The organism is Bacillus cereus group sp. MYBK195-1, from assembly GCF_051916605.1.
Taxonomy (GTDB): Bacteria; Bacillota; Bacilli; order Bacillales; family Bacillaceae_G; genus Bacillus_A; species Bacillus_A cereus.
Window position 1 is genome coordinate 49434 of sequence record NZ_JBQAGZ010000008.1, and the last position, 16380, is coordinate 65813.

Below are 16380 nucleotides of genomic sequence, written 5' to 3' on the forward strand. Positions count from 1 at the left end.
AAAAATTAATAAAAAAACACCTGAGTAACAGCTTTCTACTCAGGTGTTTTTAAAATTTATTTTGTTGCTACAATTACTAATGCCGGACCATCAAGTGAATATATTTTTTTATCAAAATTAGCGTAAGTTTCTACTGACTCAAATCCACAATCTATTAATATGGGAAGTAATTGTTTTTTTGTAATTGGATATAACTCTATACTATTTGAGAATTCTTCACCATTTGTATTTAATGTTACAGTAAATAGTACCTTTTTTCTCACTATTGCATAATCTCGTTTGAATGAGAAATGTTCTTTCGTAATTACTGGAAATATGAAATTTTTTTGATTTAATACTTTTTCATAGTTTACAATTTGAACTATGAACTTTCCATTTTTCTTAAGTTTTTTAAAAGAACGTTGAATGAAATCAGTAATTTCCTGTACATTGTCCAAATGAACCAACGTATTTCCAATACAATAAATACCATCAAATATCCCAGGCACATCGTCTATTTGCTGCATTCTAAGTGTATTTACAAAAAGTCTTCCCTTATGGGCTATAGCCTTCTCAGAAATTTTATCAGCCATTTTCTTCTCTGGTTCCATCGCAGTTACAATCATTCCTTTTTCAACTAATGCATTAGCCACATTCCCTGTTGCCGCACCTACATCAATTACGGAGTCCCCCTCTTGTAAATATGAAGCAATAAAATTCAATTGTTTTTCATTTTCTGGAAAAATTTCATCATAATACGGCATTAATTTTTGGTAAAAAGTCATTATTTATACATTCCTTTCTACATCCAGGATTGGAGAAAACATTAATACAACAATTAATCCAAACAAATTAATATATGAATATAACATAAACAATATGAATCATTATTAGTCTTTACGAGACAAAATATTTAAATACTATTATTGTTGTAATAAAAACGTAAATAGCATTTATACTCTCTAAAATCCCCACTTTTAAGATTGAAATATTCCTTCCATACAGTACTATAGACCGTATCAAACTTGGGATAAAAATAATGGTAATCGTTGGTGATAAAATAAGTGTAACAATCACAAGTAATAGATGGTACCACCATGACAGAATGCGATACGTTGGATTCTTTTTTTCACGTATCATTGTTTTTACATAAAACGTACTTCCTATAAAATATAAAAATGTTATAGTCGCTATTATCAATATATTTTTATCGACTGTTTTCATTGTGAAGTAATAACTTATAATGCCCCCTATACAAAACAAAAGAATTGCACATACATCATTTAATAAGGCTCGTTCATTTTTTTTGCTAGAAAAATAAATGTTTATACAAAAAAACGGGAGCATAATAATAGAAAAGTAAACTATACGCCATTCATAACTAAGAGCAATAGCTGTACATATACAAGCCTCACCAAAGTACAGAAAAAAATAATACAAATAATACTTCTTTCGCGGCTGTTTTACATACATTAATAAGGGATATGTAGCTAAATACACAAAAAACCACGCTAAAAAAAGAGGTATATGATACCATGTCCATTTACCAGTTAAAATACCTAAAACAAATGGAATAAGCAGCATTCCCCAGGCTCCATGCTGCTTTGGAATAATTAACTTCATTCTTCCGCACCTCACATTTAATTTTTTATCAAAATGTTACGTAAGAATGATAAGAATTAGCATGTATATCATTAAATTTATAGATAAAAAACTTTACCAGTGAGAGAATCCCCCCCACTGGTAATCATACTCCACCAATTTAGGGAATACCCATCCCAAATAGTAAAATATAATGAATTTCTCATACTCACTCTTCTCTTATAAGATAAACCATGTTTTAAAAAAATACTGTGAGTGAAATCACTGCATTTTATTTTTATACCTTTTATTTTTTGAACTACCCCCACTTTCACTTCGTTTAGAAGTGAGGGATTCCTAAGTAAAGAGTTCTATCGAACTCTAGTTGATTAGGCTAACCCCGCAGTCCTTGCGGTTAGAAGCCTTATCGCTTCATTTTTTATATTGATACTTGCGTTAATATCCCTATCATGGTGTGTACGACAAGAAGGACAGTCCCATTCACGTAGGTTTAGATTTTTAACGTCTTTGTTCTGATATCCACAACAAGAACATAATTGGCTGGAAGCAAATGTTTTCGATACGACAATGACTTGTTTGCCGTACCATTTTGCTTTGTATTCTAACATGTATCGAAATTGCGACCAAGACACTTCACTAATTGCTTTTGCTAACTTATGATTCTTTAACATATTCGATACTTGCAAATTCTCAATACCGATAACATCGTGGTTTTTGATGATTTCAGTTGAGATTTTGTCTAAGTAATCTTTTCTAGCATTTGAAATGTATTCATGAATTCTAGCTACCTTTACTCGTTGCTTATTCCAGCGAGAAGATCCTTTCATTCTTCTAGAAAGAACACGCTGTGCTTTCGCCAACTTAGCTTCTAATGATCGGAAAAACTTCGGATTTTTATAGGGTCTTCCATCTGACAAAATAGCGAAATCTTTTAGTCCTACATCTATTCCAATGTAAGAATTTGTTTTCGGAAGTTCTTGTACTTCTGTTTCAACTAACAATGACACAAAATATCTACCAGAAGGGTTCCGTCTAACTGTAGCATTTACAATACGTCCCTTTACTTCACTACTTTTGGCAAATCGAACAAGCCCTAGTTTTGGCAATTTAATTTTGTTTTCTATAACAGCAATGTTTTCATTTGTTTGTTTTGTGGTATAAGATTGTACGTTGTTTTTCTTAGATTTAAAGCGCGGGGCGCTGTTTTGTTTTTTGAAAAAGCGTGTATAGGCATCCGCAAGGTTGCGGACAGACGACTGAATCGCAATACTATCCACTTCTTTTAGCCAAACAAACTCTTTCTTCATGGCAGGTAGTTTGGCAGAGCATGTACCATAGGTCAAGCCTTTTCCTGTCTCTTTGTATGCGTGATCCCATAAGGATAGGAAATGATTGAATACAAAGCGAGAACAACCAATCGTTTTGTTGATTAGAATTGCTTGTGCTTGATTTGGATAGATACGAAACTTATAGGCTTTATTAATCATCATTTCATTCACCTCCATTTCGGTATATGACCATTATACACCGAACGTATATTCGATAGATAGTGGAGTAACACTTTCTATATGTCGAACAATTCATCTCCCATCTACTCACTGTGCTGTGACCCTTCACGCTCCTTGAGGAAGGAGTCTTCTTGGCTAAAATGATAAAATAAAACATTGTTCAGTGTGTTTTTACTCTCTATTCATATCCTCACTCTTTGAACCTAAAACAAAAGAATTTTTATCTATAAATAATTGAATCATTCTATATCTTTTTATTTTTTATGAGCAAGGTAATACGATATACTTCTAGATTTAGTCTCTTCTAAACAGAAAAGATTACATACTTCATTTATTAGTACCATTGCAGAAACGCACTGTATATAGTATTATTTATCGATGTTAGATACTATATATTGAGCAGGAGTGAATTTTATGAACAACTCAGACAATGTAAAACAGCAAAAAAATACTTTATGGACAACTTTTGATAAAATTATAAACAGTAACGATCAAGACTTAATGCAAGAAAATGCAAATGTTGATGGTCGATCTCCAATGGGAATGATGGGAACATTTGCATCAGAGAGCGCAAAACTTTATGTAAAGGAACATTTGCTTTCTAAACAAGTAAAACAAGCTATTAATCAAAATATTTTATACCCACACGATTTAGATTTTTATGCAACAGGAACAACCACTTGTTCACAAATTCCTTTAGCACAATTGCTAAAAAAAGGGTTCCACACTGGACATGGCCATATGAGACAACCACAAGATATTAAAAGTGCATTAGCACTCTCGTCTATTATTCTTCAAGCTAATCAAAATATGCAGCATGGTGGGCAATCTCTTGCCATGTTTGATATAGATTTAGCACCATATGTGAGGAAAACATTTGAAAAAAATAAGAAAAAGTTAAAAGACTATCCGCTAACAAAGGAACAAATCGAAGTGTTTGCATGGAAAGAAACAGAAAACGATACATATCAAGCATGTGAAGCATTTATTCATAATTCCAATAGTATGCATAGCCGTGGTGGTGGACAAGTTCCGTTTATTTCAATTAATTACGGAACAGATACATCAAAGGAAGGAAGGCTATTAATTAAACAATTACTACAGGCAACACAAGCGGGATTAGGAAAAAGTGAAACTCCTATTTTCCCCATTCAAATTTTCAAGTTAAAAAAAGGTGTGAATTTTGAAGAAAAAGATCCAAATTATGATTTATTTGAACTTGCATTAGAAACAACAGCAAAGCGATTGTTCCCTAACTTTTCATTTTTAGATGCGCCATTTAATGCAGCGTATTATAATGGGCACCCAGAAAGTGAAGTATGTTATATGGGTTGTCGTACTCGTGTGATGTCTAATATTCATGGTGAGGAGACAGCAATTGGCAGGGGAAATCTATCATTTACCTCTATTAATCTAGTAAAATTGGCTTTAATGAATGATTCAAAAGAGGGATTTTTCGAATCGTTAAATCATTATATCAAACTTGGCATTCGTCAATTGCTAGAAAGATATTCATATCAATGCACAAAAAAGGCAAGAGACTTTCAATTCCTATATTCACAAGGGATTTGGCGCAATGGAGAAAAACTCCAACCGGAAGACTCAGTTACTGAGATTTTAAAGCAAGGAACATTGAGCCTTGGTTTTATTGGACTTGCGGAATGCTTGGTTGCCTTAACAGGAAAACACCATGGGGAAGATAAAGATTCATGGCAACTTGGAAAAGAAATTGTTACCTTTATGAGAAATAAGATGGACCAAGCAACAGAAGAACATTGCTTGAATTTCACTTTAATTGCAACTCCTGCCGAGGGACTATCAGGGAAGTTTATCAAAAAGGATTGTGCTGAGTTTGGAACTATTACAGGTGTAACCGATCATGATTACTATACAAATTCATTTCATATTCCAGTTTATTATCCTATTCAAGCAATTAATAAAATACGTTTAGAAGGACCGTTTCATGCTCTTTGTAACGGTGGTCATATTACGTATATTGAACTAGATGGGGCGGCAGCGCATAATCAAATGGCTTTAAAACAAATTGTTCAAGCAATGGCACAGTATGAAGTAGGATATGGTTCAATTAATCACCCAGTGGATCGTTGTAAATGTTGTGACTATAATGGAGTGATTGAAAATGAGTGCCCTAGCTGTGGAAATATAGAAGATCATCATATTGAAAGAATTCGCCGTATTACTGGATATCTTGTAGGGGACATGTCAAAATGGAACAATGCAAAGCGTAGTGAAGAAGCAGATCGTGTGAAACATAAATGAAGGTAATGAATATTATTCATGATAGTGTAGTAGATGGTGAAGGATTACGGACAGTTGTGTTTTTTGCCGGTTGTCCGCATCATTGTTTAGGTTGCCATAACCCCAAATCATGGAATCTTTATAATGGTACCGAGATGAGTGTGAAAGAAATTATAAAAGAAATTTCCACAAATCCTCTAACTGATGTAACATTTTCAGGTGGTGACCCATTTTTTCAAGCTATCGAGGTCAAAGAAGTTGCAAAGGCTGTAAAAAGTTTAAACAAAAATCTTTGGATTTACACTGGCTATACACTAGAAGAGATACAAAACTCACAAAACAAAGATATGATTGAGCTGTTACATTATGGAGATGTTTTAGTTGATGGAAGATTTGAAATCCAAAAAAGAGATTTGACTCTTCCATTTCGCGGAAGCTCAAATCAACGTATTATACGCCTAAAATAAGTATAATTCCCTTGCTTTTTTTCAATTATTAGTCATCACTAACCCAGTATTTATGAGCGGAAAGTATCTGCTCATAAATACTGGAAATATACAATAAGACAATTTATAAAAACAGGTTATAAAAGAGGGATATGCTCAATTCTTACACTTTTTTTGCAATGCTCTTGGAACATATACACAAAAAGGTTCGCTTTCCATGTAATCCCCCGTCATCGCAAATGCCCTAGAACGAGATCCCCCACAAACATATCGAAACTCACAAACACCGCATTTGCCTTTATAATTGTCTGGATTACGAAGACTTTGAAAAACAGGAGAGTTTCGATAAATTTCAGCTATCGGTGTTGATTTAATATTCCCGGTTTTAATCGGCAATAGCCCACTTGGGTATACATCTCCAATATGAGAAATAAATACAACTCCATTTCCATCATTTACTCCTTTTGGAGCGCGTCCAAATTCATTAACTCCGTCCGTCATCCCTTCCATCAGTACATCTCTATATTGAATAATTTGATCTATCTTTTTAATTCCCTTCATTTTTTCTTGAAGAACAACGCGTCTATAGTGCTGAGCAGCTGTGGTTTTTATATCAAAAGAAACAGTTTTACTAAGCTGATATAGCCAGCGGAACACTCTTTCATGTTGAATTGGTGAAATCATATCTTTCTCTTTACCACGTCCTGTTGGGACTAAGAAAAATACACTCCACAACACACAACCTAATTCTTCTACTAAATTTGCGATATCTTTAAGTACACTCAAATTATAATTAGACACAACTGTATTAATTTGAATAGGGATTTTTAATTCATTTAAATGATGAATTGCATCCATTGTTAATTTAAATGATCCCTCTGTTCCTCTAAAATGATCGTGTACTTCAGCTGTTGGTCCATCTATACTAAATGCCCATCTAGCAATCCCAACATCTTTTGCTTTTTTAATCGCTTCTTTAGTAACCTTTGGAGTAGCACTGGGTGTCATGGAAACCCGAATACCTTTCTTCACTGCGTATTCAGCAATATCATATATATCCGAACGCATTAATGGATCCCCACCAGTAAAAACTAGCATCGGATTATCCATTTCATATATATCATCAATTAGTTTTTTTCCTTCTTCTAATGTTAACTCAAAAGGATCGCGATAATGCTGAGCTTCGGCACGACAATGTAGACATTTTAATTCACATGCTCTTGTTAACTCCCATATTACAATAAATGGGTTTTTATTATAATCACGATTTGTCAAAACGAAAGCCTCCCATCAACTTACATACTATATTGTAAAATTATATGTTCATTTATGTTGTGAGATTTATCACGCATAAGTTTTTAGCAATTAAAAATCCCTCACCAAATAAATCAAATTAAGATAAAAAAGCACTCACCTATAAGTAGGAGAGTGCTTTTTATTTTAAAAATATCTTAAAAATTTATATTTTATATTTTTTTTATATAAATTTTATTTATTTATTATTTCTATTAGATTTCATCAAGTCATCTAGTAATAAATCTAATTCTCTACTATAACAAATTACCTTTTCATGAGTGAATCCATACTGCTTAACAAGCGATATTAATTCCTCTTTTTTTTCAATTACTTGATTTAACTTCTTATAATTAGACATAGCTTTGTACACTCCCATCTTACCTTCATACAGGTCATCTAGGCAGCATTTTTGTTAGATGTTCTATTTAAAACAATGCTGTTTATAATATATATTCCCCTTAACACCCATATACAATATATTTACAAATATCAAATACAAAATCTATGAACTTAAAAAGTTATACCTACTTAACTTATTACACACCTTTATATGCTTGTTTATAGACTTCTTTTAATTCTGAAATCAATGGGAGTTTCGGATTTGCTGGTGTACATTGATCTTCAAATGCTCTTTCCGATAAGACATCCACAACATTTTCAAATGCTTCTTGTTTTACTCCTTGTCCTGCAATACTCATATTAATATTCAATTCTTTTCCAAGGCTGATAATTGCTTGTACCAGAGATTCTACCCCTTCTTCTACTGTACTTGCTGGCAACCCCAATGTTCTTGCAATATATGCATAACGTTCATCTGCCACAAAATGCTCATATTTTGGGAACAATGCATGTTTTCTCGGCTTAATAGCATTATAGCGAATTACATGCGGCATTAAGATTGCGTTAGCGCGTCCATGTGGAATGTGAAATTCTGGTCCAAGCTTATGCGCCAAACTATGATTAATACCAAGAAATGCATTTGCAAAAGCCATACCTGCAATTGCAGAAGCATTATGCATTTTCTCACGTGCTTCTTCATCATTTCCATTTTTATATGCTCTTGGTAAATATTTAAATACTAGATCAATGGCTTTTAAGGCCAATCCATCTGTATAGTCATTTGCCATAATAGACACGTATGCTTCAATTGCATGTGTTAACACATCCATTCCAGTGTCTGCTGTTACATGAGGTGGCACTGTCATTACAAACTGTGGATCAATAATTGCTACATCTGGTGTTAATTCATAATCAGCAAGTGGATATTTTATATTATTTTTTTTATCTGTAATAACCGCGAATGGTGTCACTTCTGACCCTGTTCCTGATGTTGTTGGAATCGCAACAAATTGTGCTTTTTGCCCTAGTGTTGGAAATTTACATGTACGTTTTCTAATATCTAAAAACTTTTGTTTGATTCCAAAGAATTTTGTTTCTGGATATTCATAAAATAGCCACATTCCTTTTGCTGCATCCATTGCTGAACCTCCGCCCAATGCAATAATTACATCAGGTTTGAAGCTTCTCATCATCTCAGCACCCTTGAATACTGTTTCATCTGATGGATCTGGTTCTACCTCTGAGAAAACACCTACTTTTACATCATTTAAATGCTGTTGTAAGTAATGTGTAACTGTGTCCACATATCCCAGTTCTACCATTCCTGGATCCGTTACAATGAATGCTCGTGAAATGTTTGGCATCTTAGCTAAATATTGTGTCGCATGTTTTTCAAAAAAAACCTTAGGTGGTAATTTGAACCATTGCATATTATTTTTTCTATTCGCCAAACGCTTTACATTTATTAAATGTGTAGCTGTTACGTTTTGAGAAACAGAATTTTTACCGTATGATCCACAACCTAATGTTAAAGATGGAATAAATGCGTTATATATATCACCAATCCCACCTTGTGCTGATGGTGAATTTACAATAAGGCGACAAGCTTTCATTCTTAAACCAAATTGTTTTTGTACTTCTTTATTTGTAGAATGAATAACCGCTGAATGCCCTAAGCCACCTAAATTTAACATTTCTTCACAGTATTTAAATCCTTCTTCTTGTGAATTTGCTTTGATACAAGCTAATACTGGGCTCAATTTTTCACGTGATAGTGGATATTCTGCACCCACTCCCTTAATTTCAGCTACAAGTATTTTTGTATCTTCTGGTACCTTAATGCCTACTAATGATGCAATATAATGTGCTGATTTCCCAACGATATCACTATTTACTGCACATGTATTTTCATTAATAACAAGCTTCTCTAATTTTATTCTCTCTTCTTCGGTAACAAAATAACAATTGTTGTCTTGCATTTCTTTTTTTACACTATTATAGATTTCTTTATCTACAATGATTGCTTGTTCAGAAGCACAAATCATACCATTATCAAATGTTTTTGATAAAATTAAATCATTTACAGCTCGTTTTACATGTGCTGATTTCTCTAAATAACAAGGTACATTCCCAGGTCCTACTCCTAAGGCCGGTTTCCCTGTAGAATATGCTGATTTCACCATTCCAGCACCCCCGGTTGCAAGAACAAGTGCAACCCCCTCATGGTTCATTAATCTTTTTGTTGCCTCAACAGAAGGTTTTTCGATCCATTGAATGCAATTCTCTGGTGCCCCTGCCTTAATTGCAGCATCTCTTAAAATTTTAGCCGCTGCAACAGAGCAACGCTGAGCAGATGGATGAAAAGCGAAAATAATTGGATTTCTTGTTTTCATTGCAATAATTGCTTTAAACATAGTAGTTGAAGTGGGATTTGTTACTGGTGTCACACCAGCAACTACACCTACTGGTTCGGCAATTTCAATGACTTCTTCATGTGGATCTTCATGAATAATTCCTACAGTCTTATCTTTTTTTATGCTATGCCAAATATATTCAGTTGCAAATATATTTTTTGTACATTTATCCTCATACACACCTCGACCAGTTTCCTCTACCGCCATTTTTGCTAATGGCATATGTTGGTCTAATCCAGATAGTGCCATTTCATGAACAATATGATCTACTTGCTCTTGCGTATAAGATTCTAGTGCTTTTAGTGCTTCTTTTCCATTTTCAACTAAAGTATTAACAACTTCTTGTACATCATTTTCATCTTTAATTACTACGTTGACCATTGCTTGTACTTCTTTTTCATCTGTCTTGTTTGTCATATTAAAGCCTCCAGATCACTATAAAAATAGATTTAAAATGTTGGAACTTATTGTTTTCATCTTGCCTATTAAGTAAAAGCTCAAATCATGTGAAGTATTTCACAAATAATAATATGAAATTTTCAACTACTCCTACTATACATGAAATGACTATTTTTTATTGTGTACTTTTTGTGAAGTATTTCACAAATATTTATAATAATTCTAATCAATAATTACTTATTTACACCATCAATATATACAATTACATTCTCAGTTGTATTATTTCTCAATTCAATGTACACCTCAGCATTAAAATACAATATTTGTTGATGCCTTAATATCTCAATTTCATTATCAATTATAACCATTGTTTCACCGAAAACTGCATACATGCATATATCCTTGTTCAAATATTTTGGTATGACAACATTACCTGACGGATTAATGAAAAAAAATGATGGAAATGTATTTTCAGTTTTATTAATAATTGTTTTGAATACATCATCATTTAATCCCATAGGTGTTACATTTTTTAGTTGCATAAATATCACTCCTATTCATGTATAAAAAATTTAATAAAGTATAATAAATTTATACTCTATTTTTACAAACTTATAGCTAGGATCTTGACTTTGCCTATAAGTTTATAACTATTAATTTCCTAAAGCAACAGTAATTCATCTCCGTGTAAAGAACTATTAATTTGTTATAGTACGTAAATCTCTTTGTGGTGGTAACTATACCTAAAATGATATTTAACACTTATATGTAATTTAGTTATTATTATTTAATGTGTTTAGTAGTTAAAAATTTTTATTAATAAATTTTAAAAACATTAGTATATATAATATAAATAGTTTTTTATTTAAAAATATATTGTTTGTCCCCATCCTATCTGAAATATTCCCCCTTTTCTTAAAATCTTATATAAATATATATCTTATATATATATTAAAAATATAAAGATAAAACTTATATAGGTTCATGAAATATAGAATAAAGCTTGCTATGACAATGTTTTTAACATGCCCTACTGTAAAAAATCATAAATGGTATGTAATGGGAGTGTAAAAATAGACTTTGTTGTACCATCCTTTCTACATAAAATCATAAAATAATACCACTATTCCTACATAAAAAATGAAGAAAAATAATTCACTGATAAGTATATTTATTCACCCATAAATAAGAAGATATTCTCGATAGTTGTCCCCAATTTGTAGTTATTTGTACACAATCTATACACAATAATCATAATTTAGTCCACTTAATTCAGTTATTCATATTTAATCACATAAAACTTGATGAATTTTAGTAGATTTACTTATGGAACCCTTATATAACAACAATGGTATGATATTTTTATTCACAAATGATACTTTTTATAAACATATCCACTAAAAATTTAATTTTTCTTATGATTTTATGTAGAGTAAAATCTCTATTTATATAGGTATTGGATACCTTTTCAAGTTACTATTGTGGAAATTAAGAATGATGAATAACTTTTATTGTATAAAAGTGCATAAAAAAAGACTCTATTTTCAATAGAATCTTTTAGAAAAGTATATAAATGTATCTAATAGAAAGACTTTGAATGATAGAGCCAACACGAATAGCCCTCTACTTTGATTTTTTTTCAAATATAGAGAGCTGAAAATGATTACATTTCTTCCATTACTTTTAATACCTGTTCAGTTGATGTTACTTGAATTCCAGTACGTATCAGCTGTTCCAAGGCACGTATAAAGGTAATTAAATTTATGCTACCAGGTACTTCAATTACCCTTAGCTTTTCTTTTGGTAATTTATCTATCTTTTCAATGAACAATTCACGTACATCGCTAGGAATAAAGCGTTCCTTATGTCCTTTTATTTTTAGAAGTTCACGCATTTCTATTTCTAAAGCCATATAAGCATTTAGATTTGCACCTTGTTCATAAGCGTATTTTCTAAATAATGTTTCTTCTTGATATCTTAGATAATTACGATGGTAAGATTCCTCTGTAACAGGTACGGCAAATTTGTTCTTTAATAACTCAAATGTTTTACGGAACAGCTTCTTGATGCTTCGGCGAGAGTACATAGAGAAATGCAATCCGAAATCAAATATAGCTTGTTCTTTTTGTTTTGCTGGTACGTGTTGTGTAATAAGAGGATAAATCCCTTCTTTAGCTGCGGTATCAAGAATATGATACTGTGATGTTTGATTCAGTAATTTTTTCAGTGTATATACTAACTTACTTGGATATTTTTCAGTGCGATCAATCATGTCACGCAAACTATGTATTACACTACGGATTTGTCGATGACAGGTATTTTTAAGTACATGAATAAATTTATTCATGTCTCGTGTAAATTCCCCAATATGCATTTCTTGTAGTGTAGATTCAATAAATCGGGCTTTACGGGCATATGTAACCTTTGGAGTAAAAGGATCACGATACTGTAGTTCGCCTGATTCTTTTCCACATAAGAAGTCTGGATGAATAGATAAAAATAAAGTCGTGTATTTTTTCTTGTTTTGAACCCCTTTTTGTAGTTTACAGATTTTGAATAGTGGAGTTCCTGTACAAGGCAATACAGTCGTTAGTTCTTTCATAACTGCACGAATTTGATGTGGATACTTCTTATGTAGAAAGCGGTACATTCCACCAAAGTGAGTCTTATTACCTCTTTCATCCTGTTTGTCTAAAGAACGTTTTAATGTAGTTTCTCTATGCTGTTGCATAGCAATATCTAAGAATAGCTTCTTAGATGCTATTGAAAGTTCAAAGAAAGCCTTTGTAAAGACTACAGGACTAATGTAAACATAAGGATTTGCTTTTTCTGTTTCTTCATTCATAAAATGAGTTATTTTAATTGTGTATCGACTATCTAATTCATTTTCAATCGTAATAATGTTATGTAGGCTTAATTTTCTTAATGCAATATAGAATTGAGAATGCTGTATACATGCCAATTCTTCTTTGTATTGTTTATAGTCTTCCCAAAGCATATGTACTGTTACGTTTGGAATAATACCATTCGTATAGCATTTTTTATGTAGATAAAGGAATACTTCAAGATCTGCATTTGTAATACCGTACAATTTATGTTTTCTTCCCATTGTCTTTGAAATAGTATGACGTGAAAAAGATGGCTTTGCCTGTGCAACAAATCCATCGATATCCGCAATACGTTCTTCATACGACATTTGATTAATAATATCTTCAAGGTATGTATCTTTATAGCTATAGTATTTTCCTTCCAATGCATCAACAAGTGCTTGCCAAGATTTTAATGTAACGATAACCGCATTAGTAGATTGTCCATTCAGACTACGTTGATTACGAATAACAAATGATTTGCTCATCTTTTTCACCTCCTATACAAATTAAAATATACATATCCGTACAATATAAAATATACCGATTTTAATTATAGCAAATCAAAATTCGATGAAATGGGTCCCTTTAAGAGCAAACATGAAAAAATGAAATGTACGTTAATCCCTTTCATATCAAGGGGTTTCGGGTTTTGTTCTATTTTTTTTATGGACATGATATCACTATGGATTTTCATGTTCTAAATAAACAAGGAAATGAGTTATAAACTGCTAATAAACGTTGTCCTAATGGGATTGGAAGCTTATTTTCATAAAAACATAAGGGACATGATAGGGCTGTGGATTTTCATATTTCTATTTATTACAATTCACGTGAAAATCGTTAATAAACATTGATGTTAAAGGGATTTATATGAAATTTGTTATCTATAAAAGGGACGCGATACCGCTAGGATTGATTCATCTTTTCAGATAGAAAGGGACATGATACCGCTATAAATTTTCATGTTCTATAATTCCCTGAAATTTGAGGAGATGTTGTATAAATGCATGGTATATAAGGGATTTAAGAAGATTTATTAAACACGAAAGGGACATGATACCGCTATAAATTTTCTTGTTTCATACCTTGAATATAGAAGAAACCCTTTTGTATCAAGGGTAGAAAAGATTATGAAAAAAAATATATAGTTTAATTTCATGAAACATGTAAGACTGGATTTTTTCATGTTTTAGTCAAAAGGGACATGATACCGCTATAAATTTTCACTTTGTATGTAAACTTTAATGAGTATTACCATATATACAAGGGCAATTTTAAAACATGAATAACCTAGCTTTTTCATGTTTAATCAAAAGGGACATGATATCGCAAAAAAATTTCATGTTTCAGCTAATTCCTTGAAAAATATTAGGTTTCTTATAACGTCTTGCCTTTTCCAAATGGATACAGTCTTGTATAATCAGTAAAAGAAGTGGTTATAAGCATACGTGCTAGATTATCACTAAGGGATGGTTGGCTAGAACTTACTGTATTCTTTTTTATTTTCATGAATAGGAACATCATAAGGCTATATAGATTTAAGTTTAAATCATTCTCAATTGTAAATTAAATAAGGAGAAGGATATATATGGATAATGTTCTACAATTGTTTAAAGATGCATTAGTAATATCAGCACCTATCTATAAACATAATGAACAATTGTGGTATAAATGGAATGCTTATTACTTAGAAGTTAAAGAAGATACTAGTAGGATCGTAACTTCGGACTATTTTTCCCCATCATTTTCAATGCTTGTACAGTGGCTTGAACAGCAACAAAAAAAGGGAATCTCCTCTTTGGAAATATTCACCAACATAGAAGCTTACCAAATTGAAATTGATGTGGCGATAGGATTATTTGTGGAGCAAGAGTTTTCAAGAGCAAACAATGAAACCGTGCAGGAACCAAAGGAATCTAATACAAGTTTAGAGCACGAGAATTACTATGAAGTGAATAATTCTGCGGTTTATTATAAATTAAGAGATGGCATAGCAAAGAATCAATTTGAAGAAGATGAAAATACAAAGTTGAAATCTTATCCAATTGAAACGAAAGATAGTAGTGGAGTTGCACAACTTTCTTCACATAAAGATGAAGATTTAAGATTAATAAATATTGAAGAAGCTGCTCGTTGGAATACATTGGTTGATGGTGTAATGAGTAATATGGATGATTTAACTGCTGACTGTTTAGATGCAATTACTATTCAGTGGTTAAAAGAGGCAAAGTCTCCTGATGAATTCATAGATTTTTCATATAATCAGGTATTAGAAATGTGTAGCATACCTAAAGCAAAGGCTAATAACACAGAATATTATCGAGCAGAAGATAAAATAAAGGTTGCCAAACGTATTGCTGCCTTAGCAAGTATTTTTATCTATTTAAATGATGATAATGAGGTAGTTGTATTAAATGATCGAGCTGAAGCAGGTAAACATTATGAAGTAAAGCGAGAAGTTATTAAGAGGCTTTTTGTATTAGATTCTGTGGTACTCTGGAGAGATACTAACACTAACGAATATATGGGGATAGAATCTTGCAGGATTAAGCCAGGGAGCTTCTTATCAAGTTATTTATATGGTTCTAGTAGTACAACGGCACTATTATCAAAAAAAGCGTTAGAATATAATAGTTATAGACATAAATATCATAAGAGATTGATTCGTTATTTAACTTGGCAATGGAGAATTCGTCAAATGTTTTCTAGTTTAAAAAGGCCTTACTCTATAGGAGGAGATAAGGGATTACTGGCTGTCATGGGTATAAATCAAAATCAAAAGCCAAATCGTATCCGTGAACAGTTAGAAAATGTTCTTATTGATTTAGAGAAGGAAAAGGTAATATCACATTGGGAGTACAGTGAAGATTTAAAAGAGGAAATGTTAACAAAGAAGAATTGGTTTAAGAACTATTATGCTCAGTTAGGTATAATCATTTTACCGCCGAAAGAATTAATGAATTCAATAGAAAAAATAGCGAAGAAAAAAACAGTAGAGATCATACAAGAAGAGTCTCCAGTGAAAATAGAAAATAACACTTTAGATGTTGATGATTATGAAAATTCAATTAGAGAAAAAATATCATTCTTCCATGTGAATAAAAATATTACAATGCGAGAACTTTCAAAAGAAATAGGTATATCACAACCTACCCTTTCTAGGTTTTATAATAAGAAAACAAAACGCCTTTCAGGCACGGCTAAAGATAAATTAAATCAGTGGTATAAAAGACAAATTATTATCGATAAGATGTAGAAAAAGCTTAAC

Annotated in this window: 11 protein-coding genes; 3 read left to right on the top strand and 8 right to left on the bottom strand. The window is 31.9% G+C overall.

Annotated elements, in window-relative coordinates; all coding sequences use genetic code 11:
• Positions 1–56: 56 nt before the first annotated feature.
• The 3 genes from ACTFRY_RS24510 to tnpB all read right to left on the bottom strand — a co-directional run bounded on the left by ACTFRY_RS24510 (position 57) and on the right by tnpB (position 3068).
• Entirely contained in the window at positions 57–764 is a 708-nt protein-coding gene (locus ACTFRY_RS24510; RefSeq protein WP_000145189.1) for a class I SAM-dependent methyltransferase, read from the bottom strand.
• A 112-nt stretch (positions 765–876) separates the two neighbouring features.
• A complete protein-coding gene (locus ACTFRY_RS24515) occupies positions 877–1602 on the bottom strand; it encodes a YwiC-like family protein (protein WP_000766863.1) in 726 nt (241 codons plus the stop codon).
• Between the two features lie 347 nt (positions 1603–1949).
• Complete coding sequence (gene tnpB / locus ACTFRY_RS24520; protein WP_326037749.1) at positions 1950–3068, bottom strand: IS200/IS605 family element RNA-guided endonuclease TnpB; 1119 nt, start codon at positions 3066–3068, stop codon at positions 1950–1952.
• A 435-nt stretch (positions 3069–3503) separates the two neighbouring features.
• Here tnpB and ACTFRY_RS24525 point away from each other — a divergent pair, with 435 nt between their 5' ends.
• Complete coding sequence (locus ACTFRY_RS24525; RefSeq protein ID WP_137074025.1) at positions 3504–5369, top strand: anaerobic ribonucleoside triphosphate reductase; 1866 nt, start codon at positions 3504–3506, stop codon at positions 5367–5369.
• Positions 5366–5815 carry an anaerobic ribonucleoside-triphosphate reductase activating protein gene (gene nrdG / locus ACTFRY_RS24530; protein WP_000867052.1) on the top strand — a complete coding sequence of 150 codons (450 nt, stop codon included), beginning with the start codon at positions 5366–5368 and terminating at the stop codon, positions 5813–5815. Before ACTFRY_RS24525 ends, nrdG begins: the two co-directional genes overlap by 4 nt.
• Positions 5816–5950: 135 nt before the next feature.
• On the opposite strand, the gene ACTFRY_RS24535 is transcribed toward nrdG, so the two are convergent.
• From ACTFRY_RS24535 to ACTFRY_RS24555, 5 genes are all read right to left on the bottom strand, one after another.
• Positions 5951–7069, bottom strand: coding sequence for a TIGR04053 family radical SAM/SPASM domain-containing protein (locus tag ACTFRY_RS24535; protein WP_098537039.1), 1119 nt, complete (start codon positions 7067–7069; stop codon positions 5951–5953).
• A gap of 217 nt (positions 7070–7286) precedes the next feature.
• Entirely contained in the window at positions 7287–7448 is a 162-nt protein-coding gene (locus tag ACTFRY_RS24540; protein WP_002099070.1) for a Spo0E family sporulation regulatory protein-aspartic acid phosphatase, read from the bottom strand.
• Between the two features lie 178 nt (positions 7449–7626).
• On the bottom strand, positions 7627–10224 hold the full coding sequence (gene adhE, locus ACTFRY_RS24545; RefSeq protein WP_074596623.1) for a bifunctional acetaldehyde-CoA/alcohol dehydrogenase: 2598 nt from the start codon (positions 10222–10224) through the stop codon (positions 7627–7629).
• Between the two features lie 251 nt (positions 10225–10475).
• Positions 10476–10784 carry a hypothetical protein gene (locus ACTFRY_RS24550; RefSeq protein WP_001176239.1) on the bottom strand — a complete coding sequence of 103 codons (309 nt, stop codon included), beginning with the start codon at positions 10782–10784 and terminating at the stop codon, positions 10476–10478.
• A gap of 1121 nt (positions 10785–11905) precedes the next feature.
• Entirely contained in the window at positions 11906–13597 is a 1692-nt protein-coding gene (locus ACTFRY_RS24555; RefSeq protein WP_000045390.1) for a hypothetical protein, read from the bottom strand.
• Positions 13598–14700: 1103 nt separating this feature from the next.
• Between ACTFRY_RS24555 and ACTFRY_RS24560 the strand changes: the two genes are divergently transcribed.
• The gene (locus ACTFRY_RS24560) at positions 14701–16368 is read left to right on the top strand and encodes a helix-turn-helix domain-containing protein (protein WP_000370964.1); all 1668 of its coding nucleotides are present in this window, start codon (positions 14701–14703) and stop codon (positions 16366–16368) included.
• Positions 16369–16380 lie beyond the last annotated feature (12 nt).

Excerpts from the sequence above, each read along its gene's own strand:
- ACTFRY_RS24555 (WP_000045390.1), bottom strand. The coding sequence starts at position 13,597 with ATGAGCAAATCATTTGTTATTCGTAATCAACGTAGTCTGAATGGACAA.
- ACTFRY_RS24550 (WP_001176239.1), bottom strand. The coding sequence starts at position 10,784 with ATGCAACTAAAAAATGTAACACCTATGGGATTAAATGATGATGTATTC.
- nrdG (WP_000867052.1), top strand. The coding sequence starts at position 5,366 with ATGAAGGTAATGAATATTATTCATGATAGTGTAGTAGATGGTGAAGGA.
- ACTFRY_RS24540 (WP_002099070.1), bottom strand. The coding sequence starts at position 7,448 with ATGTCTAATTATAAGAAGTTAAATCAAGTAATTGAAAAAAAAGAGGAA.
- adhE (WP_074596623.1), bottom strand. The coding sequence starts at position 10,224 with ATGGTCAACGTAGTAATTAAAGATGAAAATGATGTACAAGAAGTTGTT.
- ACTFRY_RS24515 (WP_000766863.1), bottom strand. The coding sequence starts at position 1,602 with ATGAAGTTAATTATTCCAAAGCAGCATGGAGCCTGGGGAATGCTGCTT.
- ACTFRY_RS24560 (WP_000370964.1), top strand. The coding sequence starts at position 14,701 with ATGGATAATGTTCTACAATTGTTTAAAGATGCATTAGTAATATCAGCA.
- ACTFRY_RS24525 (WP_137074025.1), top strand. The coding sequence starts at position 3,504 with ATGAACAACTCAGACAATGTAAAACAGCAAAAAAATACTTTATGGACA.
- ACTFRY_RS24510 (WP_000145189.1), bottom strand. The coding sequence starts at position 764 with ATGACTTTTTACCAAAAATTAATGCCGTATTATGATGAAATTTTTCCA.
- tnpB (WP_326037749.1), bottom strand. The coding sequence starts at position 3,068 with ATGATTAATAAAGCCTATAAGTTTCGTATCTATCCAAATCAAGCACAA.